Origin of the sequence: Caulobacter mirabilis, from assembly GCF_002749615.1 — a bacterium.
Taxonomy (GTDB): domain Bacteria; phylum Pseudomonadota; class Alphaproteobacteria; order Caulobacterales; family Caulobacteraceae; genus Caulobacter; species Caulobacter mirabilis.
On record NZ_CP024201.1, the window covers coordinates 1,065,147 to 1,090,268 of the forward strand.

The 25,122-nt window shown below is 69.5% G+C and carries 27 protein-coding genes; 18 read left to right on the forward strand and 9 right to left on the reverse strand.

What is annotated here, in order from left to right:
• Window positions 1-75: 75 nt before the first annotated feature.
• Window positions 76-441, forward strand: a complete 366-nt coding sequence (locus CSW64_RS05195) for a hypothetical protein (protein ID WP_099621107.1) — start codon at window positions 76-78, stop codon at window positions 439-441.
• Between the two features lie 221 nt (window positions 442-662).
• Here CSW64_RS05195 and CSW64_RS05200 read toward each other — a convergent pair whose 3' ends face one another.
• On the reverse strand, window positions 663-1,472 hold the full coding sequence (locus CSW64_RS05200; RefSeq protein WP_099621108.1) for a crotonase/enoyl-CoA hydratase family protein: 810 nt from the start codon (window positions 1,470-1,472) through the stop codon (window positions 663-665).
• 176 nt (window positions 1,473-1,648) lie between these two features.
• On the opposite strand from CSW64_RS05200, the gene CSW64_RS05205 reads away from it, so the two are divergent.
• A complete protein-coding gene (locus tag CSW64_RS05205; RefSeq protein ID WP_099621109.1) occupies window positions 1,649-2,038 on the forward strand; it encodes a DUF4282 domain-containing protein in 390 nt (129 codons plus the stop codon).
• On the opposite strand, the gene CSW64_RS05210 is transcribed toward CSW64_RS05205, so the two are convergent.
• From CSW64_RS05210 to CSW64_RS05225, 4 genes are all read right to left on the reverse strand, one after another.
• Window positions 2,028-2,948 (reverse strand): endo-1,4-beta-xylanase, encoded by a 921-nt coding sequence (locus CSW64_RS05210; RefSeq protein ID WP_425430366.1) that lies wholly within the window; start codon window positions 2,946-2,948, stop codon window positions 2,028-2,030. The two genes, CSW64_RS05205 and CSW64_RS05210, sit on opposite strands and share 11 nt — an antisense overlap.
• A gap of 254 nt (window positions 2,949-3,202) precedes the next feature.
• Window positions 3,203-3,613 carry a flagellar export protein FliJ gene (locus tag CSW64_RS05215; RefSeq protein ID WP_099621110.1) on the reverse strand — a complete coding sequence of 137 codons (411 nt, stop codon included), beginning with the start codon at window positions 3,611-3,613 and terminating at the stop codon, window positions 3,203-3,205.
• On the reverse strand, window positions 3,610-4,947 hold the full coding sequence (gene fliI, locus CSW64_RS05220) for a flagellar protein export ATPase FliI (RefSeq protein WP_099621111.1): 1,338 nt from the start codon (window positions 4,945-4,947) through the stop codon (window positions 3,610-3,612). Before fliI ends, CSW64_RS05215 begins: the two co-directional genes overlap by 4 nt.
• A 289-nt stretch (window positions 4,948-5,236) precedes the next feature.
• Entirely contained in the window at window positions 5,237-5,725 is a 489-nt protein-coding gene (locus CSW64_RS05225; RefSeq protein ID WP_099621112.1) for a winged helix-turn-helix transcriptional regulator, read from the reverse strand.
• Window positions 5,726-5,949: 224 nt separating this feature from the next.
• Here CSW64_RS05225 and CSW64_RS05230 point away from each other — a divergent pair, with 224 nt between their 5' ends.
• From CSW64_RS05230 to CSW64_RS05270, 9 genes are all read left to right on the forward strand, one after another.
• A complete protein-coding gene (locus tag CSW64_RS05230; protein ID WP_099621113.1) occupies window positions 5,950-7,137 on the forward strand; it encodes an acetyl-CoA C-acyltransferase in 1,188 nt (395 codons plus the stop codon).
• A gap of 81 nt (window positions 7,138-7,218) precedes the next feature.
• Entirely contained in the window at window positions 7,219-7,491 is a 273-nt protein-coding gene (locus CSW64_RS05235; RefSeq protein ID WP_099621114.1) for a GNAT family N-acetyltransferase, read from the forward strand.
• A gap of 5 nt (window positions 7,492-7,496) precedes the next feature.
• Window positions 7,497-8,015: a type III secretion system chaperone family protein gene (locus CSW64_RS05240; RefSeq protein WP_099621115.1), complete on the forward strand. Its 519-nt coding sequence runs from the start codon at window positions 7,497-7,499 to the stop codon at window positions 8,013-8,015.
• A gap of 14 nt (window positions 8,016-8,029) precedes the next feature.
• Entirely contained in the window at window positions 8,030-8,521 is a 492-nt protein-coding gene (locus CSW64_RS05245) for a type III secretion system chaperone family protein (RefSeq protein ID WP_099621116.1), read from the forward strand.
• 101 nt (window positions 8,522-8,622) lie between these two features.
• On the forward strand, window positions 8,623-9,099 hold the full coding sequence (locus tag CSW64_RS05250; protein ID WP_099621117.1) for a type III secretion system chaperone family protein: 477 nt from the start codon (window positions 8,623-8,625) through the stop codon (window positions 9,097-9,099).
• Between the two features lie 79 nt (window positions 9,100-9,178).
• Window positions 9,179-10,612, forward strand: a complete 1,434-nt coding sequence (locus tag CSW64_RS05255; protein WP_099621118.1) for an amidase — start codon at window positions 9,179-9,181, stop codon at window positions 10,610-10,612.
• A gap of 127 nt (window positions 10,613-10,739) precedes the next feature.
• Entirely contained in the window at window positions 10,740-11,342 is a 603-nt protein-coding gene (locus CSW64_RS05260; RefSeq protein WP_099621119.1) for a hypothetical protein, read from the forward strand.
• A gap of 14 nt (window positions 11,343-11,356) precedes the next feature.
• On the forward strand, window positions 11,357-12,319 hold the full coding sequence (locus CSW64_RS05265) for a quinone oxidoreductase family protein (RefSeq protein ID WP_099621120.1): 963 nt from the start codon (window positions 11,357-11,359) through the stop codon (window positions 12,317-12,319).
• 93 nt (window positions 12,320-12,412) lie between these two features.
• Window positions 12,413-13,105 carry an alpha/beta hydrolase gene (locus CSW64_RS05270; protein ID WP_099621121.1) on the forward strand — a complete coding sequence of 231 codons (693 nt, stop codon included), beginning with the start codon at window positions 12,413-12,415 and terminating at the stop codon, window positions 13,103-13,105.
• A 10-nt stretch (window positions 13,106-13,115) separates the two neighbouring features.
• Here the strand turns inward: CSW64_RS05270 and CSW64_RS05275 are convergent, their stop codons facing one another.
• Window positions 13,116-14,300, reverse strand: a complete 1,185-nt coding sequence (locus CSW64_RS05275; RefSeq protein WP_099621122.1) for a hypothetical protein — start codon at window positions 14,298-14,300, stop codon at window positions 13,116-13,118.
• A gap of 92 nt (window positions 14,301-14,392) precedes the next feature.
• On the opposite strand from CSW64_RS05275, the gene CSW64_RS05280 reads away from it, so the two are divergent.
• From CSW64_RS05280 to CSW64_RS05290, 3 genes are all read left to right on the forward strand, one after another.
• A complete protein-coding gene (locus tag CSW64_RS05280) occupies window positions 14,393-15,379 on the forward strand; it encodes an LLM class flavin-dependent oxidoreductase (RefSeq protein WP_099621123.1) in 987 nt (328 codons plus the stop codon).
• A gap of 159 nt (window positions 15,380-15,538) precedes the next feature.
• Window positions 15,539-15,964: an OsmC family protein gene (locus tag CSW64_RS05285; protein ID WP_099621124.1), complete on the forward strand. Its 426-nt coding sequence runs from the start codon at window positions 15,539-15,541 to the stop codon at window positions 15,962-15,964.
• A 227-nt stretch (window positions 15,965-16,191) separates the two neighbouring features.
• Window positions 16,192-16,584 carry a hypothetical protein gene (locus CSW64_RS05290; protein ID WP_099621125.1) on the forward strand — a complete coding sequence of 131 codons (393 nt, stop codon included), beginning with the start codon at window positions 16,192-16,194 and terminating at the stop codon, window positions 16,582-16,584.
• 222 nt (window positions 16,585-16,806) lie between these two features.
• Here CSW64_RS05290 and CSW64_RS05295 read toward each other — a convergent pair whose 3' ends face one another.
• Window positions 16,807-18,357 carry a class I adenylate-forming enzyme family protein gene (locus CSW64_RS05295; RefSeq protein ID WP_172448659.1) on the reverse strand — a complete coding sequence of 517 codons (1,551 nt, stop codon included), beginning with the start codon at window positions 18,355-18,357 and terminating at the stop codon, window positions 16,807-16,809.
• 86 nt (window positions 18,358-18,443) lie between these two features.
• On the reverse strand, window positions 18,444-20,510 hold the full coding sequence (locus CSW64_RS05300; protein WP_099621126.1) for a 3-hydroxyacyl-CoA dehydrogenase NAD-binding domain-containing protein: 2,067 nt from the start codon (window positions 20,508-20,510) through the stop codon (window positions 18,444-18,446).
• Window positions 20,511-20,748: 238 nt separating this feature from the next.
• Here CSW64_RS05300 and CSW64_RS05305 point away from each other — a divergent pair, with 238 nt between their 5' ends.
• The gene (locus CSW64_RS05305) at window positions 20,749-21,951 is read left to right on the forward strand and encodes an acyl-CoA dehydrogenase family protein (protein ID WP_099621127.1); all 1,203 of its coding nucleotides are present in this window, start codon (window positions 20,749-20,751) and stop codon (window positions 21,949-21,951) included.
• Window positions 21,952-21,986: 35 nt separating this feature from the next.
• Entirely contained in the window at window positions 21,987-22,349 is a 363-nt protein-coding gene (locus tag CSW64_RS05310; protein WP_099621128.1) for a DUF4180 domain-containing protein, read from the forward strand.
• 92 nt (window positions 22,350-22,441) lie between these two features.
• On the opposite strand, the gene CSW64_RS05315 is transcribed toward CSW64_RS05310, so the two are convergent.
• Window positions 22,442-23,089 carry a hypothetical protein gene (locus tag CSW64_RS05315; RefSeq protein WP_099621129.1) on the reverse strand — a complete coding sequence of 216 codons (648 nt, stop codon included), beginning with the start codon at window positions 23,087-23,089 and terminating at the stop codon, window positions 22,442-22,444.
• 216 nt (window positions 23,090-23,305) lie between these two features.
• Here CSW64_RS05315 and CSW64_RS05320 point away from each other — a divergent pair, with 216 nt between their 5' ends.
• Together CSW64_RS05320 and CSW64_RS05325 are read left to right on the forward strand one after the other, a co-directional pair.
• Window positions 23,306-24,331 carry an NADP-dependent oxidoreductase gene (locus CSW64_RS05320; protein WP_216361236.1) on the forward strand — a complete coding sequence of 342 codons (1,026 nt, stop codon included), beginning with the start codon at window positions 23,306-23,308 and terminating at the stop codon, window positions 24,329-24,331.
• Window positions 24,328-25,122, forward strand: coding sequence for an enoyl-CoA hydratase/isomerase family protein (locus CSW64_RS05325; RefSeq protein ID WP_099621131.1), 795 nt, complete (start codon window positions 24,328-24,330; stop codon window positions 25,120-25,122). Before CSW64_RS05320 ends, CSW64_RS05325 begins: the two co-directional genes overlap by 4 nt.

Sequence of the window (25,122 nt, forward strand, 5' to 3'; positions counted from 1 at the left end):
CTCGGAACCCGTTCGGACCCTGAGGGGTTTGCGTGACTGGGGACGGGGGGCGCTTGCGTAGGAACGTGTGCCTCCATGACCTATCGGACCTTGCTGCTCGCCGCTGTCGCGGCGTCTTTCGCCGTCGCCGCCAACGCCCAGGAAACTCCCGCCCAACAGCCTGAGGACGCCAATCCTCCGGCCGCGGAATCGGCCGCCACCCCGAGCTCCGCGACCGCGGGGACCGAGTTCAAGGTCGGCGCGACCGTGAAGGATCGCGAAGGCGCGGCCCTCGGGACCATCCAGGGCGTCAGCGAGGGCGACACCGGGCCGGTCGTCGTCGTGCAGATCGACGGCGCGCTCTACGGCCTGTCGCCCAACTCCCTGACCTCCGCCGGCGGCGAGACGGTCAGCACCCAGACCAAGGCCGAGATCGTGGCCTCGGCGAAGCCTAAGAAGTAGGCGCCTTGCGGCCCCGCCGCCTGGAGAGCCGGCGGGGTCGTTCTTTCAGTTTGCTTGGGTCCTCTCCTCTGGGGGGAGGCGGCTCGCCCCCCGGGTCGCGCGTAGCGCGCGCCCGAGGGTAAACTCCGGCGAGACGGAGGGGGTGTCTCAACGGGCTGCCCATAACCCCCTCAGTCGGCTGCGCCGACAGCTCCCCCAGAGGGGAGCATCCTCTCCGCCGCTCAGTCCGCGAACGCCGGCGGCCGCTTCTGCAGGTTGGCCATCACCGCCTCGATCTGGTTGGGCGAGCCGATCAGGGCCCCTTGCTCAGCCGACTCGGCCTTCAGGATCTCGTGCTGGTCGCCGCGGGCCGCCACCTCGAACAGACGCTTGTCGGCGCGGATGGCGTGCGGGCTCTTGCCGGCGATCTCGGCGGCCAGGGCCAGGGCGTCGGCCCGTGGATCGGCGCAGACGCGGGTGGCGAAGCCCAGCTGCACGGCCTCCTCGCCGGTGAACTGCAGGCCGGTGTAGGTCAGCTCGCGGACCACGTCGTCGCGGGCCAGCTGGCGCATCAGGACCAGGCCGGCCATGTCCGGCACCAGGCCCCATTTGATCTCCATGACCGACATCCGGGTGTCTGCGGTCACGTAGCGGATGTCCGCGCCGAGGGTCAGCTGGAAGCCGCCGCCGAAGGCCACGCCGTGGATCGCCGCGATCACCGGGACCGGGATCTCGCGCCAGACCATGACCGCGTGCTGGGCGCGGTTGCTGCCGCCCGGCGTCCGATCGGCGGTGACCAAACCGGCGCCGCCCTTCCGCTCGCCCGAGGCCATCTTGCCGAAGTTGCCCATGTCCAGGCCGGCGCAGAAGGCTCGGCCCTCGCCGGACAGCACCACGACTCGGACGCCGGCTTCCGTCTTCAGCCGCTCGCCGGTCTCGATCAGGGCCGAGAACATGGCGTCGTCGAGGGCGTTCATCTTGTCGGCGCGGACCAGGCGGACGTCGGCGACGCCGCCCTCGATGGTCACGGCGATGCGGTCTTCGGTGCTCATGGCGCGCTTCCCTGGCGATTTTCCGGCCACGCTAGCGGCTCGTCCGAGGCCGTCGCAACCGTGCCCTGGCGGAAGGCGCCGGGACCGATGCGCCTGCGAGGTTGCTCCCCGGAGGCGGCGCCGATAGACATGCGAGGGTTAAGCACGCGGCCGCCGGCCGCCGGGGAAGAGTTCGCATGGCGCCCAAATCGAGAAAGCGCGGGTCCGGCGGCGGCATCCTGTGGGATCTGCTGACCTTCGATCGCCTGATCAGCGGCCCGCTGATTCACCTGATCTACTGGTCGGGACTGGGCGTCATCGTCCTGGGCGCCTTCGGGGCGATCGGGGCGGCCGTCGGCGTGGTCCTCAGCGACGACGACATCGTCGGCAAGCTGCTGGCCCTGCCGGTGTCGATCGCCGGCGTCCTGGTCTGCGTGGCGCTGGTCCTGCTGTGGCGCTCGTTCTGCGAGTTCTACGTCGCCATCTTCCGCATCTCGGAAGACCTGCGCGCCATGCGCCAAGCGGGCGAGACCGACCTGAGCCGGGCGGCGCCGACCGCCCCGCCGCCGCAGCGCTTCAACGTCTGAGCGCGTCGACCACGGCGGCGAACGCCGCCTTGGGCTGTCCCCGATCGTCGAACAGCAGCGGCGCGTCCTGGGCGTTCTGGCGAGTCAGCCAGCTGTCCCTGTCGCGCAGGCCCCAGACCGTGAACGCGAACTGCTGTCGTTCGGGCAGGGCGGCGAAGGCCTCCATCGCCTCGCCATAGAGCCGCGCCTGGGCCAGCTCGCTGTCGCGGCGCGACGCGAACAGTCCGCCGTGGATCAGCGAGACGTCCATCTCCGACAGATGGATCGGCAGGCCGAAGCCGGCCAGCACCTTCAGCGTCCGGGTGAGCGCCCCGGCCGGCAGATCGGCGATCAGGTGGGTCTGGCAACCGATGCCGGTCAGCGGGACGCCCGCCGACAGGACCTCGTCGATCAGGCGCTGGTAGCTGGCCAGCTTCGCCGGCTTGCTCTCCAGGTGATAGTCGTTGGTGAACAGTACGGCGTCGGGGTCGGCGGCCCGGGCGGCCTCGAAGGCGACCTTGAAATGCCCGACCTGGCCCAGCCGGCGACTCCACAGGCTGTCGCGCGGGCCCGAGCCGTCGTCCTTGATCGGCTCGTTGATCACGTCCCAGCCGCTGGCCAGCCCGCGATAGCGGCCGACCACGGCGGTGACGTAGTTGCGCAGCGCGCCCTCGAAGCTCTGCCGCCGTTCGTCCAGCCTGGCGAAGGCCTCGGGCTCGTTGGCGTACCAGACCAGCGTATGGCCGAAGAGGCGCATCCCGCGGCTGCGCGCGAAGTTGGCCAGGGCGTCGCCCCGGTCGAAGCGGAAGCCGCCGTCCGGCTGGACGATGTATTCCATCTTCATCTCCCACTCGGCGGTGAGCTGGGAGAAGTGGGTCGCGGCCAGATCGGTCCAGGCCGGATCGGCTGCGTGCAACGCCTGGGCGGCCACGCCGATGGGGAAGGGGGCCAGCGACTTCAGGGGCGTTGCATCGATGGGCGGCTGCGCGGCGGCGGGTTCGCGGCTGCAGGCGGCGGCCAGCAGGCCCAGCCCTGAGGCCAGGGCCGTCCGCCGCGTAGGATGCTCCCCCCTGGGGGAGCTGTCGGCGGAGCCGACTGAGGGCGTTGCGAGAGCGTCAACCGGACCCCCTCCGTCTCGCCTTCGGCGAGCCACCTCCCCCAGGGGGGAGGATCTCGGTTTGGAGTTCACCGCCCCGCCGCCCGGCGCAGGCCGAGCTCGTCCAGGGCGGCGGTCTCGCGCTTCTCGGCTTCCTTGCGGGCGGCGGTCCGGGTCGCCTCGCGGACGTGCTCGTATTTCTTCAGCGCCTCGAAGGCTTCGGCCAGGGCGTCGCGGGCGCCGGCCTCCTCGATGGTGATGGTGTCGATCTCAGCCTGGACCGCGGCCCGGCGCAGCTTCAGCCCTTCGCGGAAGCCGACCAGGTACCAGCCGGCGTCGGCGTCCTGGCGGGCGCGCTGCAGCTCGGCCTCCCCCTCGGCCTCCATCACCACCATCCGAAGCTCGCAAGCCGTGCGCCGGTCGACGATCTCGGCCAGGCGCTTCTGCAGGTTCTCGACCTCGTGGGTCGAGATGCGGATCAGGGAGTTCATCGCCTTCATGCGAAGTCACCCGCCAGGATGGCGTCGAGGCCGCCGAAGCTGTCGTCCAGGCTGGTGGCTTCGTCCTTGTCCTGGGACAGGAAGCCTTCCAGCGCCGGGTTCAGGGCGATGGCGCGGTCGATCTGGGGATCGGAGCCGGCGCGATAGGCGCCGATGCGGATCAGCTCTTCCATGTTGCTGTACGCCGCCAGGGTCTGGCGGGCGGCCTTCACGATTTCCCGTTCATGCGGCAGCTGGCAGCCGGGCATGGTCCGACTTATGGACTTGAGAACGTTTATGGCCGGAAAACGCCCGCGCTCGGCGATGCCGCGCTCCATGACGATGTGGCCGTCCAGGATGCCGCGGACCGCGTCGGCGATCGGCTCGTTGTGATCGTCCCCGTCGACCAGCACCGTGAACAGGCCGGTGATCGGGCCGGCCGTGGTGCCGTCCGGCCGGATCGGGCCCGGTCCGGCGCGCTCCAGCAGCTTGGGCAGCTCGGTGAAGACGGTCGGCGTGTAGCCCTTGGTCGTCGGCGGTTCGCCCGCGGCCAGGCCGATCTCGCGCTGGGCCATGGCGAAACGGGTGACGCTGTCCATCAGGCACAGCACCTCCAGGTCCTGGTCGCGCAGGGCCTCGGCCACGGCCAGGGTCATGTAGGCGGCCTGGCGGCGCTTGAGGGCCGGCTCGTCGGAGGTGGCCACGACCACCACGGCGCGCTTGAGGCCTTCCTCGCCCAGGGTCTCCTCGATGAACTCGCGCACCTCGCGGCCGCGTTCGCCGATCAGGCCGACCACGACGGCGTCGCAGGTCGCCTCCCGCGCCAGCATCGACAGCAGCACCGACTTGCCCACGCCCGAGCCGGCGAAGATGCCCAGGCGCTGGCCGCGGCAGGTGGTGGTGAAGACGTTCATCGCCCTCACGCCCAGGTCCAGCCGCTCCCCGACCCGGCCGCGCGCGTGAGCGGCGGGCGGCGCGGCGCGCAGCGGGTAGGCGGCCTGGCCCTGGGGCAGCGGACCCTTGCCGTCGATCGGCTGGCCGAAGGCGTCGACGATGCGGCCCAGCCAGGCCTTGGTCGGCCGGACGTTGGCGCCCTCCGGCCGGATCTGGATCTCGGCGCCGGGCGCCACGCCCTCGACGGGGCCGAACGGCATCAGCAGGGCGCGGGTCTCGCGGAAGCCGACGACCTCGGCCGGCAGGGGCTCGGCGTTGCGCCGCTCGATCTCGGCCCGCGCGCCGACGGGCAGGTGGGTCAGGCCCCCGCGCGCCTCGATCAGCAGCCCGTTGACGGCCGCGACCCGCCCCGACACGGACAGTGGTTCGATACGCTCGACGGCGGCGATGAGACTGCGCAAGGAAGGGCCCCGGGATACTCAGGAAAGCATCCTCGGCGATGCGCGTTAACCATAACTGAAACGGCGGCGGGGACATGCTCGGGCGCAGCCCGTGCGTGTCCCCTGGGAGAGCTGTTGATCGGGGACACGCACCCTGCGGGAGCATGTCCCGGGGTGTCGTCCCCAGTACCGTCATCGTCGGACTTGCTCCGACGACCCATGAACACGGTGGTGGAAGGCTGCGCGTCGAGCCGTCCGCCTCATCACGCATGGGTCCTCGCGACGAGCGCGAGGATGACGGAGATTGGCGCTACCCCTTAGCCTTGGCCAGCGCCTCGCCGACGGTCGGAGCGTCCTCGTGCAGGTGGACGTGGCGCAGGTCGCCGGGGATCAGGGCCTCGCCGCAGTGGTCGCAGACGATGCGCGGGGTGAACGGCTGGCCGCAGTGGTCGTGGACGAACTGGACCGGCGCCTTGCCCTCGTAGACGTGCTTGTTGCCCCAGTCGGCCATGGTCAGCAGCACGCCGCGCAGGTCCTGACCCTTCTTCGTGAGGACATACTCGTGCCGCGGCGGACGTTCGGAATAGCGGCGGGTCTCCAGCACGCCGTGCGCGACCAGCGTCTTCAGCCGGGCCGCCAGCACGTTGCGGGCGACGCCCAGCCGCTCCTGCCACTGCTCGAACCGGCGCACGCCCCGGAAGGCGTCCCGCAGGATCAGGAGAGTCCAGGGATCGCCGATGATCTCGAGCGCTCCGGCGATGCCGCACGTCTGCTGCGAATAGTCCGCTGTCCTACCCATGACCTGAGTTTGGGGTTTCCCCTAAGGGAAGGCAAGAGGGTTGTTATTCTGGACGAACGGGTATAGGTTTCCTTTCGCAACTCACAGTCCTGTTGCCAACTCGGGGCGGAGCGGCCGGAGCCGCTGCGCCCCGCTCTCTTTTCGGGGAACCGCTTCCCCATTGCCTTCGTCCCGGCGCCGGGCCAAAGGTCCGGCCAATTCCGCTTTCCATTCAGGAGATTCCGATGGCCGCCGCCGATCCCGTCGTCATCGCTTCCTACGCCCGCACGCCCATGGGCGGCTTCCAGGGCGCGCTCGCCGGCGCCAAGGCGACCGAGCTGGGCGCCGCCGCCGTGAAGGCCGCGCTGGAGCGCGCCGGTCTCGCTGGCGAAAAGGTCGAGCAGATCATCATGGGCTGCGTCCTGCCCGCGGGCCTGGGCCAGGCGCCCGCCCGTCAGGCCGCCCTGGGCGCCGGCCTGCCGCTGTCGGTCGAGGCGACCACGGTCAACAAGATGTGCGGCAGCGGCATGCAGGCCGCGATCATGGCGCATGACGCCCTGGCGGCCGGCTCGGTCGACGTCATCGTCGCCGGCGGCATGGAGAGCATGACCAACGCCCCCTACGTGATGGCCAAGCACCGTTCGGGCGCCCGCATCGGCCACGATGTGATCAGCGACAGCATGTACCTGGACGGGCTGGAGGACGCCTACACCCCGGGCAAGCTGATGGGGGCCTTCGCGGAGGACGCGGCCCGCCAGTACCAGTTCACCCGCGAAGAGCAGGACGCCTACGCCATCGAGAGCCTGTCGCGCGCCGTGAAGGCGACGCAGAGCGGGGCCTTCGCCGGCGAGATCGTCCCGGTCACCATAAAGACCCGCAAGGGCGAGGAAGTCGTCTCAACCGACGAACAGCCCGGCAAGGCCGATCCGGCCAAGATCCCGACCCTGAAGCCCGCGTTCGCCAAGGACGGCACGATCACCGCCGCCAACGCCAGCTCGATCAGCGACGGCGCCGCCGCCCTGGTCATGACCCGCGAGAGCGTGGCCAAGGACCTGGGCCTGCCGATCGTGGCCAAGGTCGTGTCGCACGCCGCCCACGCCCACGAGCCGGGAATGTTCACCACCGCCCCGGTGCCGGCCATGCAGAAGGCGCTGAAGAAGGCCGGCTGGAGCGTCGAGGACGTCGACCTGTTCGAGGTCAACGAGGCCTTCGCCGTGGTCGCCATGATCGCCCAGCGCGAACTCGGCATCCCGCGCGAGAAGCTGAACGTCAACGGCGGCGCCACCGCGCTGGGCCACCCGATCGGCGCGTCCGGCGCCCGTATCCTGGCCACCCTGATCGCGGCGCTGCAGGCGCGCGGCGGCAAGAAGGGCCTGGCCAGCCTCTGCATCGGCGGCGGCGAGGCCACGGCCATGGCGGTGGAGCTGGTCTGATCGTCCTCGATCCGCGCGGGTGGGGTATCGACCCTATCCGCGAGGGATCGCTCCGGCGGCTGAGGCGCTTATAGTCCGATCATGACTCACGTGACCGACAACGCCGCCGCCGGACGCTACGAACTGGTCGAGGATGGCGAGACCGCCTACGCCGATTACCGTCGCCAGTCCGACCGGCTGATCATCGACTATGTCTTCTCGCCCCCGCCGCTGCGCGGAACGGGAACGTCCGGACGCCTGATGGAGGGCGTGGTCGCCGACGCCCGCGCCAAGGGGCTGAAGATCACCCCCCTTTGCGGGTATGCGGCCGCCTGGCTGAAGCGGCATCCAGAGACCCACGAACTGCTGACCTGAGGGGCATGGGCAAGGGGCTGACCATATCGACGTCGACCGGCCTGGCCATCGCCGGGGCGCTGGCGGTCATCCAGGGCGCCGCGGCCCAGCCGACGTCACCCTACCTGTCCGCCTGGGGCGTGGAGGACATGAAGGCGGCCGTCACGGGGTCCGGCGCCGCCGTCACCCGCGCCGACGTCACCGCCGAGGGCGACCCCTACATCGCGGCCAAGTCGCCGTCGGGCGTGAAGTTCACCGTCACCGGCCGTCTCTGCGATTTCGCCGCCGGAGTCAGGACAGGCCCCAAGCGCTGCCGCGGGGCGGTGCTGACCACTCGCTTCAGCCTGGCCAGCGACGCCGCCGTCGACGCGGCGGTGAAGAAATGGGCCCGGGAGTACGCCGCCGTGTCGGTCAGCAATGGCGGCGACAACAACGTTCTGGTCATGCGCTACCTGATTTTCGACCACGGCCTTCATCGCGACAATCTCAAGGTCAACATCAGCGTCTTCACCGGCGTGGCTGAAGAGATCTGGGCCGCGATCTGATCGAGAGACCCTGAATGCTGAAGATCCTGGCCGCCGCTACCGCCTTTGGCCTTGTCGCAACGACGACGGCTGTCGCCCAGCCGGCGTCGAAGCCCGAGCCTCTGATGACCGACTGGGCGTTGGAGGATGTCCGCGCCCTGATCGTCGAGCGGGGCGAGACGGTTAGCGACTCGGGCGTTGAGAACGGCCAGCTGTTCGTCGCGGGTCGCACCGCCGCCGGCATGAACTTCGTCGCCTACGGCGTCGGCTGCGCGGGGACGCCGGTCCGCTGCAAGGGTCTGAACTTGACCACCGGCTATCGGCTGTCCAACAGCGCCGAGGTCGACCAGGCGCTGAAACAGATCAATCTGGTCGCTGTCGGTTCCCGCAACGGCGGCGACAGCGCCCTGGATCTGAACCGCTACGTCCTGTTCGACGGCGGGATCGCTAGGGCGAATCTCAAGGCCAACATCGACGTCTTCTTCAGGCTGACCGGCCAGGTCTGGAAGAGCGCGCAGGGGCAGTAGCCTGCGACGAAATGGCCCCGTCCGCATCCCCCATTCCGGGTATGCGCCCGAGGCCATACGGGGTCATCCTCCTCTGCGGGAGAACGCTGCTGGGGATACGGATGTTCAAGATCGCCTTCACCGCCGCGGCCGCGGCGGCCGTCATTACGCTTCCAGGCGTCGCCGCCGCTCAGGCCTTGCTGAGCAGCGCGAGCGCCGAGGACGTCCGCACCGCCGTTGTCGCCTCAGGCGCCAAAGTGACCAAGGTCCGCAACGACGATGAGGTCTACATCGCCGCCGAGGCGTCGAGCGGGATGAAGTTCGGCGTCGAGGGACGGGCGTGTAAGGGCGCTTCGGGCAAGAAACGCTGCGACGGGCTGTATATCGAGGCCACCTTCGACGTCGAGGCCGCGAAGATCGACGACACCGTGAAGAAGCTCGCGCCGCAGTATGCGGCGGTCGCGGTTCTGGCCAACGGCGGCGACGGCGTCCGCGTATCCCGCTACATCATCCTCGATTATGGGGTCGCCCCCCAGAACCTGGCGATGAACCTCCAAGTCTTTGTCGCCATCGCCGATAAGGTCTGGAACGCACTTTAGGGCTTAACGCCGCCGAACAGTCGTTTCACACTCGCCGTAAGCAGGCGTTCGACCTGCACAATGAGGCGAGGAGAACGGGATGGGGTTCGCGGAGTATGCGTCGTACGACGGCCTGGGTCTGGCCGAACTGGTGCGGAAGGGCGAAGTCTCGCCGGCCGAGCTGGTCGAGGCGGCGATCGAGCGGATCGAGCGCCACAACGGCAAGCTCAACGCCGTCACCTACAAGGCCTATGACGAGGCGCGGAAGGTCGCCGCCGGCGACCTGCCCGACGGACCGTTCAAGGGCGCGCCGTTCCTGATCAAGGACCTGGGCGCCAAGGTTACCGGCTGGCCGCGCACCTCGGGCTCGAACTACGCCGACGTCGCCGCCGACAGTGAGGACAGCGAGCTGATCCGCCGCTACCGCGCCAGCGGGGTGGTGCTCCTCGGCAAGACCAACACCCCGGAGTACGGCATCCCGGGCATCACCCAGTCGGAGCGACTGGGGCCCTGCGGCAATCCCTGGAATCCGGAGCATGTCTCGGGCGGTTCGTCGGGCGGCGCGGCCAGCGCCACGGCGGCGGGGATTGTCCCCCTGGCCCACGCCAGCGACGGCCTGGGCTCGATCCGCATCCCGGCGGCCAACTGCGGTCTGGTCGGAATGAAGATCACCCGTGACCGCACCCCGATCTGCGAGACCACCGATGGGGCCATGGGCTTCTCGGTGCACCACGTCGTCAGCCGCACGGTCCGCGACAGCGCCGCCATGCTGGACGCCACGGGCGGTCCTCAGCCGGGCGATCCGTTCGCCCCGCCGCAGAAGGAGCGGCCCTTCCTCGAGGAGGTCTCGCGCAGCCCCGGCAAGCTGCGTATCGCCTGGTCGCTGGAGACGCCCAGCGGCCGGCCGATGGGCGAGGAGATGATCGCCGCCACCCACCGCACCGTCGCCGTGCTGAAGGCGCTCGGCCATGACGTCTTCGAGATGGGCCTGGGGATCGACTACCGCCTGATGTACCGGGCTCAGGGCTACGTCTCGGCCAGCAATTTCGCCGCCTCGATGCAGCGTCGGGCCGAGGCCTACGGCCGCGAGCCTGAGCCGGGCGAACTCGGCCCCCTGGCCCAGCGCGCCTGGGACGCCGGCCGTCGCGTCACCGGCCAGCAGGCCTTCTGGGGCTGGCAGCAGCTCCGCCTCAGCAACATCCAGGTCCTGGAGCGTTTTCAGCAGTTCGACGTCTTCCTGACGCCGACCATGAGCACGCCGTCGCCGCGGATCGACTGGCTGGACCCCTTGGCTCTTGCCGACGACCTGCGCGAGTTCGACAAGCGCCAGGCCGCCACCTACGGCACCACCCCGACCTTCAACTTCACCGGCCAGCCGTCGCTGTCCCTGCCGCTCTGGCAGAGCCAGGACAACCTGCCGCTGGGCATGATGTTCAGCGGCCGTTTCGGCGACGAGGCGACCCTGTACCGCCTGGCCGGCCAGCTGGAGAAGGAGATCCCCTGGATCGACCGCAAGCCTGTGGTGTGGGGGTAGGGTGCTCGGTTTCCTGAAGAGGCTTTTCGGCGACGGGCGGAAGCCGTCTGCCGTCCCTCCTCCGCCGATGGCTGGGCCCTCCCGGCCGCAACCGCCGCCGTCGCAGGCGCTGCTCCGGCGTCTGCGCATGGACGAGTACGCCGCCCTGCTGACGCCCGGCATGCGGACCGTGGACCTGGACGAGGCGACGCGGACGCGCGTCCTGGCCGCCGCCCGGTCGGTCTGGCCGCAGACCGGCTTCAAGCGTTGGGAGGCCCTTTCCCGCCGCGTCGAGCTTGCCGCCCAGACGGCCGACGGCCGGACCGTGCTGGCGCATGTCACGGCGGACTGGAAGGACTGTTTCGTCATCATCCTGCTGGACCGGTCGACGGACAGTCTGGAGGCCTTCTTCGTGTTCGACATCGGCGCCGAATACCGTCCGTTGACGCTGGAATGTCCGGGGCTGCGCGACGCGGGCGAATTGACGCCCGAGGTGATCGAGCGGGCCGTCGCCGGCCTGGGCGTCGACGACGATAGCTATCTGATCCTCGACGCCGGCGAGGGGACCTACATGCAGGCCGCCCGCCGGGAGGAGGGCGTTGTGGTCGAGTTCCAGCTGGCCACCGTCCAGAACCACTTCAAGGTCGCCGCGCCGGTGAACGACGCCGTCGCGATCGAGCTCCTGACCAGCTACGCCTTCGGCCGCAAGGAGTGGGCCTCGCGTGTGGACTGGCGTCCCCTATTCCTCTGAACCCGGAAACCGCCATGAAAGCCGCCGTCTACTACGAGAACGGAACCCCCGACGTCCTGCGCTACGAGGACGTCCCCGACCCCGTCTGCCATCCGAAGGGCGTGATCATCCGGGTCCTGGCCGTGAGCATCGAGGGCGGCGACACCCTGAACCGCTGGCGCGGACCGCTCGTGACCACCCCGCACATCGTCGGCTACCAGGCCTCGGGCGAGATCGTCGAGGTCGGCTCGGAGGTCGAGCATCTGAAGGTCGGCCAGAAGGTCGCCACCGTCGACGGCTTCGGCAGTCACGCCGAGCTGCGTCCGGTTCCGGCCCGCAACTGCTGGCCGATCCCCGACGGCTTCGATCCTCGGTTGGCCGCCGTGATCCCGGTGGCCTTCGGCACCGCCCACGACTGCCTGTTCGAGTTCGGACGGCTGAAGGCGGGCGAGACCGTGCTGGTCCAGGCGGGGGCCTCGGGCGTAGGCCTGGCCGCCATCCAGCTGGCCAAGCGCGCCGGCGCGACAGTGCTGGCCACGGCCTCCAGCGACGAGCGGCTGGAACGCCTGAAGCAGTGGGGCCTCGACCATGGCGTCAACTACAAGGCCGAGGACGTCGCCCGGGCGGTGATGCGCCTCACCGACAAGAAGGGCGTGAACCTGGTCGTCGACAGCGTCGGCGGCGCGACCCTGGCCGGCTCCTTGGCCTCGCTGGGTCATCGCGGCCGCTGCTCGATGGTCGGCAACGCCGGACGCGAACCCATGACGGTGGACGTCTCCAGCCTGATGGGCGGCAACCGCAGTTTGACCGGCGTCTTCCTGGGCGCCGAGATCATGACCGACCGGGCCCACGACATGATCCAGGGCCTCATCGACAGCGCCGCCCGCGGCGAGATCGAGGTGGTCATCGACCGCGAGTTCCCGCTGTCGGAAGCCGCCGCCGCCCATGCCTATATCGAGAGCCGCCAGGCCGTCGGACGGGTGCTGCTGATCCCCTAGGGGACCGTCGCAAAGTCTTCACGCGGCGACATGGAACCGCGCCATGGCCGGGCCGCTCTCCCCTCGGGAAACAACCGAAGCGGAGGGCGCGTCATGGCGGCCAAACCGAACATCATCCTCGTCCACGGGGCCTGGGGCGACGCCTCGCACTGGCGGCATGTGATCCCGCCGCTGGACGCCAAGGGCTATCGCGTTACGGCGGTGCAGAACCCGCTGACCTCGCTGGCCGACGACGTCGACCGCACCCGGCGGCTGGCCGCGGCCCAGGACGGTCCGACGATCCTGGTCGGCCATTCCTACGGCGGGGCGGTGATCTCGGGCGCCGGACATGAGGCCAACGTCGTCGGCCTGGTCTATGTCGCCGCCTTCGGCCCCGACGAGGGCGAGAGCCTGGGCGGGATCTTCGGCCGGCGCGAGCCGCCGTCCGGCGGTGCCGCCATCCGGCCGGACGCCGACGGCTTCCTGTGGCTGGACCGCGGCCTGTTCCACCAGAGCTTCTGCCAGGACCTCGACGCGACCGAATCCCTGGTCATGGCGCTGACCCAGAAGCCGATCGCCGGCCGCTGCTTCGAGGACAAGGCCGGGCCGCCCGCTTGGAAGACCAAGCCCAGCTGGTATCAGGTCTCGACCGGCGACCACATGATCCCGCCCCAGACCGAGCAGGAGATGGCCGAGCGGATGAACGCCCGGAAGATCGTCTCCCTCGACGCCAGCCACGCCTCCCTGGCCTCGCGGCCGGACGAGATTGTGGCCCTCGTCGAGGAAGCGGCGGCTGGCGTAGGCTGAAGCCGTCCGCTCAGGTCTTCGGCAGCGCCGCGCCGGGGCAATCCGTGATGAAGGCGTAGCGAAGGCCGAACCGCCCCGGATGGACGGCGAGACAGACCGTCGCTCCGATCGGCGAGGCCTCGAACCGCTCGGCGCTGACCGACATGTCCTCGAGGGGCGTTTGGCGAACGGCGGACGCCAGGGTCAGCGCCGGATCGTCGTCCGCGGCGCCGCTGCGGGCGACGACGCGCGCCTCCATGACCTGCGGAGCGGCGAGATCGAGCCTCTCGTTTAGCACGACGATCAGGCCCCAGCCGAGCCCGCACCCGTAGAACAGGGCCATCGGCCAGGCCGCCTTTCCGGCGCCCCGGTCCGTCAGCCAGAGCAGGCCGGTCAGGACCAGGGCGACCGCGAGGCCGAGCGCCACGGCGTTCGTGGTGTCGATCATCCGGACGCCGAACGTCGCGACGACCAGAACGAACATTGGAACTACGATGAGGGCGCCCAGGTCGGCGCCGGGCCAATTGCTCTGGCGCAGCAGGCTTACCCCGCCGCGTCCCGCTACGACCGTCAGGACGCCGACGAGGGGCATGGCGACGACGAGCGCCAGCGCGACATCCCGCCCGTAGTGGCCGAAGAGAAACCAGATGCCGATGATCGCAGACACGACCCACGCCGGGACCTGCAGGCGCTTCAGGAAAAGCAGGCGTTCCTGGCGGGCTTCGATGCTGACGCCGAGCTGGTCGTTGGCCTCCAGCCGAGCCTCTTCGCGCTGGTAGTCCTCGAGATCCAGGTTCTTGAGAGGCGCGACCCAGGCGACGAAATCGGGGTTCTTGGAGAGGTGGCCGGGCAGGGTCAGCCTGCCGTGGCCGTCGCTTGTCCGGTATTCGACCATGAGGTCGCCGTCCCCCGGCGGGCGATAACCGACGATGTCGGCCGCTCGCACCACGACCGTTCCCGCGAATTGCCGATACTCAAGTCGATCCGGATAGAGACGGAGACGATTGAGGAGCGCGTAGACCAGCCCCCCGAGAGCGAACATCGTCAGGAAGGCGCCAACGCCGACGAGGAACCATGGACGCTCTCGCGCCAGTTCCGGATCCGCAAACCAAAGCGCCGCCGGTAGAGCCGCGACCGCGAACATCGCGATAGCCCCGATCAGGCTCGCGACCCGGGGCGGACGGATTTCGATCGGACGGATGTTGGGCCGCGCCATGTTTCCCCCTCGGCGAACGCTCGCCCTCTGTAGAGCGCCGTCCCTGCCGCGCAACCGCTTCCGTCGGCGCAAGTCCGTCCTATATGGCAACCATGGCCAAGCTCTCCGTTCTCGATCTCGCGCCCGTCGTCCAGGGCTCCACCGTCGCCCAGGCGCTGAACAACAGCCTCGACCTGGCCCAGCATGCCGAGCGATGGGGCTATGAGCGGTTCTGGCTGGCTGAGCACCACAACATGCGCGGCATCGCCAGCGCCGCGACCTCGGTGCTGATCGGCCATGTCGCGAACGGCACCTCGACGATCCGCGTCGGGGCCGGCGGGATCATGCTGCCCAACCACGCGCCGCTGCAGATCGCCGAGCAGTTCGGCACCCTGGCCGCCCTCTACGGCCCGCGCATCGACCTGGGACTCGGCCGCGCGCCGGGCACCGACCAGCTGACAGCCCGGGCCCTGCGCCGGACGATGGTCGGGGACGTCGACCGCTTCCCGCAGGACGTCGTCGAGCTGCTCCGCTACTTCAAGCCGGCCGAGCCGGGGCAGGCCGTGGTCGCCACGCCGGGCGAAGGGCTGGACGTGCCGGTCTGGATCCTGGGCTCCAGCCAGTTCGGGGCTCATCTGGCCGCGGCGCTGGGACTGCCCTACGCCTTCGCCTCCCATTTCGCGCCGCAGGAGATGGAGGCCGCCATCGCCGCCTATCGGGAACGGTTCGAGCCGTCGGAGCATCTCGACCGCCCCTATGTGATGCTGGGGGTGAACATCTTCGCCGCCGACACGGACGAGGAGGCGCGGCTGTTGTTCACCTCGCTGCAGCAGGCTTTCGTCAACCTGGCGCTGGGCAAGCCCGGCCGACTGCCGCCGCCGGTGGAAGGCTTCGGCGACGATCTCGATCCGATGAGCGCCGCCCGCCTGCGTCAGGCGCTGCGCTGCTCGATCGTCGGCGGGCCGGAGACGGTGCGCCAGGGCATAGCCGAGTTCGCCCACCGCACCGGCGCGGACGAGCTGATGGTCACCGCCCAGATCCACGACCACGCCGCCCGCCTGCGCTCGTTCGAGATCACGGCGGAGGCCCATCGGGCGTAGGGGACATGCTCCCGCAGGGTGCGTGTCCCCTGTCGACGCCTGTTCAACGGGGACACGCACCGCTTCGCGGAGCATGTCCCCGGTCCATACCAACGTGTGAATGCGCCCGTCGCATTCGCGGCCTAGTGTGGCCGCACCGATCCCGAACAGGAGGCGAAGATGATCCGCAAAGCCACGGCGCACTGGCGCGGCACGGGCCGTGATGGCGACGGCGATCTGACCACCGATTCCGGCGTGCTCTCCCAGACGCCCTACAGCTTCAAGACCCGGTTCGAGGACACGCCCGGGACCAATCCGGAGGAGCTTCTGGCCGCGGCCCACGCCGGCTGCTTCACCATGGCCCTGGCGTTCCAGCTGCAGCAGGCCGGCTTCGATCCCGAGAGCCTGGAAACCCAGGCGGCGGTGTCGCTGGAGGCCGATCCGGCTGGGGGCTTCAAGATCACCAGGTCGGCTTTGACCCTTACCGCCAAGGTTCCCGGACTGGACGAGGCCAAGTTCGACGAACTGGCCGGAAACGCCGAGAAGGGCTGCCCTCTGTCGAAGGTGATCAACGCCGAGATCACCCTGACCAAGACGCTTCTCTAGGGAGCCTCATCAGACATCCTCCCCGTCTAGGGGAGGGGGACCATGCGAAGCATGGTGGAGGGGGCCAAAGGCCTTGGGCCCGCTCCACCACCCTGCGGGTGGTCCCCCTCTCCCAAAGGGAGAGGATGTCCGCGGGAGCATGTTCCCTTCATCATCCTACCTCCCAGGTAATCGATCCGCCGCCGCGGCCGGGTGATCTTCGCGTCATCAGACACGGAGACACCGCCATGACCGACCTCAGCAGCTTCCTTCGCCGCATCCTCGCCGTCGACGCCGTCACCTGCACGGCCGCCGGCGCCCTGATGGCCTTCGGGGCCGGGGTCCTCGCCCCGATCACCGGCCTGCCGCAGCCGCTGCTGCTGTGGGCGGGCGTGATCCTCTTCCCCGTCGCCGCCCTGATGGCCGTCCTGTCGCGCCGTGCGACCGCGCCGACCGCCCTGGTCTGGCTGGTCATCCTGGGCAACGCCGGCTGGGTCGCGGCCAGCATCGCGGTGCTGTTCCTGACCCAGCCGACCGCGCTCGGGACCGCCTTCGTGGTCGCCCAGGCCGCCGCCGTCGCCGTCCTGACGGTGCTGGAGTGGCGCGCCGCGACGACCCGCCCGAGCTTCGCCGCCGCTTGAACGATCCGAGCCTCGCCCTTCCTGCCACTGGCCCCGGCGTTCCCGCCGGGGTCCTTTTTTATCCTCCCCTCTGGGGGAGGCGGCTCGCCGACAGGCGAGACGGAGGGTGGCTGCCGACACAGCGCGAAATCCGCGCCGCCGCGGATTCGGCGCCCGACGCCTTTCCCCCTCAGCCGGCCCTTCGGGCCGGCAGCGCCCCCAGGGGGAGCATCCAGGCCGAACTCAGACCTTCCGGCCCATCGCCACGTAGTCGTCGCGCAGCTCGCGCTTCAGCACCTTGCCGATATGGCTGCGGGGCAGGATGTCGACCAGCACCACGTCGGCCAGCCGCTGGGTCTTGCCGACCTGGCCGTTGACGAAGGCTTTCAGCGCGTCCGGCGCGGCCTCCGCCCCGTCCTTCAGGGCGACGAAGGCCACCGGCGTCTCGCCCCACTGGTCCGACGGCGCGGCGATCACGGCGGCCTCGGCCACGGCGTCGTGCTGGACCAGCACCGCCTCCAGGTCGCTCGGATAGACGTTGAAGCCGCCGGTGATGATCATGTCCTTGCGGCGGTCCATCAGAGTCAGGAAGCCGTCCTCGTCCAGCTTCCCGACATCGCCCGTGCGGATGTAGACGTCGCCGGTCGCCGGGTCGGTCCACTGCGCCTCGGCGGTCTTCTTGGGCTGGTTGTGGTAGCCGCTCATGGTCGCCGCCGAGCGGCCGACGATCTCGCCGACCTCGTTGGGCCCGACTTCGTTCCCGTCCTCGTCGATCAGCTTGATGATCGCGCCGGGCGAGGGCTGGCCGACGGTGTGCAGCTTGTCCGGATGCAGGTGGGCCAGCAGCATGAAGCCGCCGCCGCCTTCGGTCATGCCGTAGTATTCGATCAGCCCGCCCGGCCAGCGCTCCAGCGCCTGCTTCTTCAGTTCGGCCGCGAACGGCGCGCTGGTGCAGAACTTCATCTGGAAGCTGGACAGGTCGTAGCGGTCGAAGTCCGGGTGCTCCAGCAGACGGCGGTACTGCACCGGCACCAGCATGGCGTGGGTGACCCGCTCGCGCTGGGCGGTCTCCAGCCACTTCACGGTGTCGAACTTGGGGATCATGACCATGGTCCCGCCGCCCGCCAGGGTCGGGAAGAAGCAGACCAGGGTGGTGTTCGAATACAGCGGCGTGGAGATGAAGCCGACCGCGTCCGGGCCGTAGCCGACGCCGTCGGGACGCGGCGCCAGGTGCCGCCAGCGCATGCCGTGGCTCTGGACAATGCCCTTGGGCGTGCCGGTCGTGCCGGAGCTGTAGATGATGTTGAACGGAGCCTTGCGGTCCAGTTCGACCGGCTGCGGCTCGGCGCCCGCTTCCGGCAGCCACTTCAGGAAGGGCAGGCCCGCGTCGGAGCCGTCGAGCGACACCTGCTTGGTCACGACCTTGCCCAGGGCCTCGCCCATCTCGGCCGCCACGGCGGCGTCGAGGAAGAACAGGCTGGCCCCGCTGTCGTTGACCATGGCCACGATCTGGTCGGGCGTGGAGGAGGGAGCGATCGGCGCCACCGCCGCCCCGGCCCGCAGGCCGCCCAGGAACAGCGCCGCGTACTCGATCGAGGTCGCGGCGCAGACCGACAGCGCCTGGCCCGGCTTCACCCCGTCGCGCTGCAGGCCCGCGGCGACGCGGTCCATCAGGGCGTCGAGCTCGGCGTAGCTGATCGACTGATCGCCCTGCACCAGCGCCCGGTGCGTCGGCCGGTCGGCGGCGTGGATGCGGATCAGGTCGGGAACGGTCCCGAAATCCGCGGCGATCATGTCGGCGATGGTCAGGCTCACGCTACGTCACTCCGTTGGCGGCAAAAGGCCCGACACGCCGGTGCGCGTCGGGCCAGGTCAGCGAGTTACTTCAGGTCCTTGAAGCCCTTGCCCTCGGCGGCCAGCTTCTCCAGCAGGGCCGACGGCTTGAAGAAGTCGCCGTGCTTGTCCTGATAGTGCTTCAGCCGCTCGACGACCTTGGCCAGGCCCAGGCTGTCGCCGTAGTGCATCGGGCCGCCGCGGTAGACCGGCCAGCCGTAGCCGTTGACCCACACCGTATCGACGTCGCTGGCGCGCAGGGCCTTGCCCTCTTCGAGGATCTTCGCCCCTTCGTTGACCATCGGCAGGATGGTCCGCTCCAGGATCTCCTCGTCGCTGATCTCACGCGGGTTGACGCCCGAATTGGCGGCGAAGTCCTTGATGATCTGCTCGGTGACCGGCGAGGGCTTGGCGTTGCGCTTCTCGTCGTAGTCGTAGTAGCCGGCGCCGGTCTTCTGGCCGCGGCGGTCCATCTCGCAGAGCACTTCGCGGATGGTCGAGCTGGACGACTTCTCCTTGCTCCAGCCGATGTCGAGGCCGGCGAGGTCGCTCATCGCGAACGGCCCCATCGGGAAGCCGAAGTCGTAGAGCACGCGATCGACGTCCCAGGGCATCGCGCCCTCGGCGACCAGGGCCTGGGCCTGGATCTGGCGCGAGGACAGCATGCGGTTGCCGACGAAGCCGTTGCAGACTCCGACCAGCACCCCGACCTTGCCGATGGTCTTGGCCAGCTTCATCGAGGTGGCGACGACCGGCTTGGAGGTCTTGTCGCCGCGGACGATCTCCAGCAGGCGCATGACATTGGCCGGCGAGAAGAAGTGCAGGCCGATCACGCTCTCCGGGCGGCTGGTCGAGGCGGCGATCTCGTCGACGTTCAGGTAGCTGGTGTTGGTGGCCAGGATGGCGCCCGGCTTGGCGATGGCGTCGAGCTTGCCGAACACTTCCTTCTTGATGTCCATGTTCTCGAACACGGCCTCGATGATCAGGTCGCAGTCGGCCAGGTCTTCCAGGGCCAGCGAGCCGGTCAGCAGGCCCATGCGCTGCTCGACGGCCTCCAGGGTCAGGCGGCCCTTGGCGGCGGTGTTCTCGTAGTTCTTGCGGATGACGCCCAGGCCGCGGTCGAGCGCGTCCTGCTTCATCTCGACGATCTTCACCGGGATGCCGGCGTTGAGGAAGTTCATCGAGATGCCGCCGCCCATCGTGCCGGCGCCGATCACGCCGACCGATTTGACCGGCAGCAGCTCGACGTCGTCGCCGATGTCGGGGATCTTGTTGGCGGCGCGCTCGGCGAAGAAGACGTAGCGCTGGGCGGCCGACTGCGGGCCGGTCATCAGCTCCATGAACAGCTTGCGCTCGACCTTCATGCCCTCGTCGAAGGGCAGGGTGGAGGCCTCGATGCAGCGGATGTTGTACTCGGGGGCCAGGAAGCCGCGGAACTTGCGGGCGTTGGCCTTGCGGAAGTCGGCGAACAGCTCGGGCGTGGCGCCGGCGACCTCGCGGTCGCGGACCTTCTTCAGCGGCCAGTTCTCGGCGACGACCTTCTTGGCGAAGGCGATGGCCCCCTCGCGCAGCTTGCCTTCCTCGACCAGCTCGTCGACCAGGCCCATGGCGTTGGCGGCCTTGGCCGGCACGTGCGCGCCGCTGGTCATCATGTCCAGGGCCTTGGCGGCGCCGACGATGCGGGGCAGGCGCTGGGTGCCGCCGGCGCCCGGCAGCAGGCCCAGGTTCACTTCCGGCAGACCGACCTTGGCCGACGGGACGGCGACGCGGTAGTGGGCGACCAGCGCCACCTCCAGGCCGCCGCCCAGGGCGGTGCCGTGGATCGCCGCGACGACCGGCTTGGGCGAATTCTCCATCATGTCCTGCACGGCGGGCAGGTCGGCGCCCTTCCGTTCGCCGCCGAACTCGCTGATGTCGGCGCCGGCGATGAAGGTGCGGCCGTCGCAGATCAGCACGATCGACTTGACGGAGTCGTCGGCGATGGCGGCCTTGAAGCCTTCGTACAGGCCGTCGCGGACCCCAGCCGACAGCGCGTTCACCGGCGGCGAGTTCAGGGTGATGACGGCGACGTCGCCCTCGTTGCTCAGGTCGGTGACGGAATTGATTGCGGCCATGGCGCGTCGCCCCTTATGTTTCTTTGAAACGCTTGTTTGAGCGCAAACTGCCGAGCCGGACCGCCAGAGTCCAGCACGCAGTTGCGTGGTTCGAGACGCTCGCCCGAGGCTCGCTCCTCACCATGACGACCGTGGGTGCACCCATCCCCCTGCGTCATCCTGAGGAGCGATCCCTCAGGATCGCGTCTCGAAGGACGCAGAGCCGGTCAGCGGGCGACATCGAAGGGAGAGAGACGCGATGGACCTGGATTTCCTGCCCGAGCATGCCGAGTTCCGTAAGGAAGTCCGCGGCTGGATCGAAGCGAACTTCCCGGCGGAGAGCCGCCGCAAGATGGACGCCGGCGAGCACCTGACCAAGGAAGACATCCTCGCCTGGCACCGCATCCTCAACGACAAGGGCTGGCTGGTCCCGTCCTGGCCGGTCGAGTACGGCGGCACGGGCTGGGACAGCGTCCGCAAGTACATCTTCTCCGAGGAGCTGGCCCGGGCGCAGACCAGCCAGACCAGCTTCGGCATCGGGATGATCGGGCCGGTGCTCTACACCTTCGGCACGCCGGAGCAGAAGGCGCGGTTCCTGCCCGGGACCATGAACGGCGACATCTGGTGGTGCCAGGGCTACAGCGAGCCTGGCGCCGGATCGGACTTGGCCGGCCTGTCGACCCGCGCCGAGCGGGTGAAGGGTGACGACGGCAAGGAATACTACGTCGTCAACGGCCAGAAGACCTGGACCACCCAGGGCCATTTCGCCGACTGGGGCTTCTTCCTGGTCCGCACCGACCCGACCGCCAAGAAGCAGGAGGGCATCTCGTTCCTGCTGATCGACATGACCTCGCCCGGCGTCGAGGTCCGCCCGATCATCACCATCGAGGGCAGCCACGAGGTCAACGACACCTTCCTGACCAACGTGAAGGTGCCGGTGGAGAACCTGATCGGCGAGGAGAACAAGGGCTGGACCGTGGCCAAATACCTGCTCGGCCACGAGCGCACCGGCATCGCCGGCGTGGCGCGGTCCAAGCGCGGCATCGAGAAGCTGCGCGAGATCGCGGCGGGCGAGCCCGGCGACGACGCCCGGCCGCTGATCAAGGACCCCGACTTCCGCCGCAAGGTGGCCGAGCTGGAGGTCGACCTGGCGGCGCTGGAGTACACCGAGCTGCGCACCCTGGCCTCGGAGAGCCGCGGCAAGGGGCCCGGGCCGGAAGCCTCGCTGCTGAAGGTGAAGGGCACCGAGGTCGGCCAGCGTTTGACCGAACTGACCCTGGAAGCCGCCGCGCATTACGGCGCGCCGTTCGCCCGGGGACTGACCGGCGACAACGCCCTGCCGATCCCGAGCTGGGCGTCGAAGGCCGCGCCGACCTATTTCAACATGCGCAAGACCTCGATCTTCGGCGGCTCCAACGAGATCCAGCGCAACATCATGGCCAAGGCGGTGCTGGGGCTGTAGTCGGTCCCTTCCTCCAGCGGGAAGGGAACAAGGACATGGCCGGCGCGATCGAAACCCTGGGCGAGCTGCGCGTCCTGGTCCTCGACCGGGACGGCCCGATCCTGGCGACAGAGCGGGACGGGACCGATCTGATAGGCGACGCCATGGGCGAGGACGCCCGTTGGCTCGCCATTCCGGTGGAGCGGCTGTCCGAGGACTTCCTGAAGCTGTCGACCGGCTTGGCCGGGACGATCCTGCAAAAGGCCGTCAACTACCGGATCAACGTCGCCATCGTCGGCGACGTCTCGGCGAAGACCGCCGCCAGCAAGCCGCTGAACGACTTCGTCGGCGAGTCCAATCGCGGCCGGCACGTGTGGTTCGTCCGCGACCTGGACGAACTGCGGGCGCGGCTCGACTGACGGCTGGGGACATGCTCCCGAAGGGTGCGTGTCCCTGTCCATCGCCTGCTTAGGGGACACGCACCGGCTTCGCCGGAGCATGTCCCTGAGGTTTAGCCGAACAGGCTCGCGAACCAGCCGGTGATCGCGGCCCAGACGCCGGCCAGCCAGGCCAGGAAGCCGCCGCTCTTCTTCGCCTCTGTCGCGGGGACGAACCAGCTGGGCGCTGCGGGCGGGGCGCAGTTCATGCGCATGCCGGCGCCCTTCAGATAGCCGCGGCGGATCTTGCCGGCGCCGATGGCGGCGGCCACGCGCTTGTCGCGGCGTTCGGCGCCCGACAGCTTGCGCACCCAGCCGCGGAAGGGGAGCAGGTCGCGCGTTTCGTTTTCGACCGCGCCGACGACGGCGTCGCCGGCCGCCTGCTGGACCTTCTGAACCCTGGTGCGCTTGTCGGGCGGCGGCGTCTCGTCGAGGTCCGGCCCCAGCGCCTCGTCCAGCCGGCCGACCTCGGCGGCGATGGCCTCGCACCGCGTCATGCCGTCCATGTCGTAGGGCCCGGCGACGGCGCGCTGCAGCACGTCGGGAATGCGGACGTGCTTGAGGTTCAGGTCGTCGAGCGGCGCGGTGACCGCGTCGCGCAGGTTCGGTTCCGTCTGGGTCATGCCGCGGTCGTGGCGCGGATCGGGCCTGTCGCCGTCCTGCGCCAGGGCGGGCCCGGCGAGAAGAAGGCTCAAGGCGGCGATCAGGGTCGGGCGGCGCATGGCGGTTCCATAGTCGATTCAGCGCCCCGGCGGAATTGGGGCGGCGGCGCTGGGGACATGCTCCCGAAGGGTGCGTGTCCCCGTCTATCCGTTAACAGGGGACACACACCGGCTTCGCCGGAGCATGTCCCCCAAAGCCTTCACGACCGCTTCCCCTCCCGCGCCTCGTCCGCCTACAGTTCGGCCCAGACCGGAAAACCGGCATCGGGAGGAACCGTGACCAGAACGACCCGCCGCTGGGTGCTCGCGCGCCATGTCGAGGGCGCGCCGGCGCCGGAGGACTTCGCGCTGGAGACGCGGCCCCATCCCGAGCTCCAGGACGGCAAGTTCATCGCCAAGGTGATCCTCAGCTCGGTCGACCCCGGCATGCGCTCGCGCCTGTCCGGCGGCGACAGCTACGCCGGGGCGATGAAGATCGGCGAGGGCGTCGACGGCTTCTGCGTCGCCCAGGTGATCGAGAGCGCCAACCCGAACTACGCCGTCGGCGACCTGATCGCGGCGGGCGGCGGCTGGCGTGAGCATTTCGTGTCCGACGGCCGGGGCTACATCCAGAAGATCACCGACCGCCGCGTGCCGCTGGGCTGCTGGATCGGCGTGCTGGGCATCCCCGGCATGACCGCCTGGTTCGGCCTCCACCGCGTGGCGCAGGCCAAGGCGGGCGAGACCCTGCTGGTCACTTCGGCCGCCGGGCCGGTCGGGGCCACGGCCGGGCAGATCGGCCGGAAGCTGGGCATGCGCGTTGTCGGGATCGCCGGCGGTCCGCTGAAGTGCGCCTGGCTGAAGGACATCGCCGGCTTCGACGCAGTGATCGACTACAAGGCCGAGCCGGACCTGGCCGCGGCCGTCCGCCGGGTCTGTCCCGAGGGCGTCGACGTCCTGTTCGACAACGTCGGCAATGAAATGGTCGACCGCATCCTGCCGCTGATGAAGCTGCGCGGAAGGGTCGTCGTGTCGGGCCAGGTCGCCGACTACAACCTCCCCGTCGCGCAGCGCCCGGGCCTGAAGCACACCGACGTCTTCATCACCCATCGCGTGCGCATGGAGGGGCTGGTGGTGTTCGACGACCTGCGCCAGTTCCACGCCGCCCAGGCTCAGATGGCCGACTGGATCGCCGACGGCGCGCTGCAGTTCGCCATCGAGGAGTTCGACGGATTGGAAACCGCGCCGGAGGCCTTCTGCGGCCTGTTCCGGGGCGAGAACTTCGGCCGCCGCCTCGTGCGCCTCGCCCCGGACCCGCAATGACCCGCTTCGACCGCTACAGCCGCTTCACCTTCCGGCGTGAGGGCCGGATCCTGACCGTCGCCTTCAGCGGCAACGCCGTGAACGCCGTCGACGCGGTCATGCACGACGAGCTGGCCGACCTGTTCGTCGACCTGCAGCGCGATCCGGACAGCGACCTGATTGTCCTGACCGGTGAGCACAGGGCGTTCTGCGCCGGCGGCGATTTCGACTGGTTCGACCGCCAGATCAGCGACCCGCGAACCTTCCGAGACATCGCTTACGACGCCAAGCGGATCGTCTCGACCCTGCTGGACCTTGAGAAGCCGATCATCGCCCGGCTGAATGGAGCGGCGGCGGGACTGGGGGCGACCATCGCCCTGCTGTGCGACGTCATCGTCGCCGACGAGACGGCCAGGATCGGCGATCCGCATGTGAAGGTCGGGCTGGTCGCGGGAGACGGCGGGGCGATCATCTGGCCGCAGCTGATCGGCTTCGCCCGCGCCAAGGAGCTGCTGATGACCGGCGACCTGCTGACCGCCCGGGAGGCGGTGGCGATGGGCCTGATCAACCACGCCGTCCCCGCGGGCGATCTCGACGCCAAGGTGGCCGAGATCGCGGGCAAGATTCTGGGCAACCCGCGCTGGGCGGTGCGCTGGACCAAGACCACGGCCAACATCGCCCTGAAGCAGCTGATGGTCAGCATGACGGACGCCGCCGTGGCCTATGAGGCGATGAGCAACATGACCGCCGACCGCAAGGAGGCCGTCGACGCCTTTCGCGAGCGCCGCGCGCCGAAGCTGACGGGAGAGTAG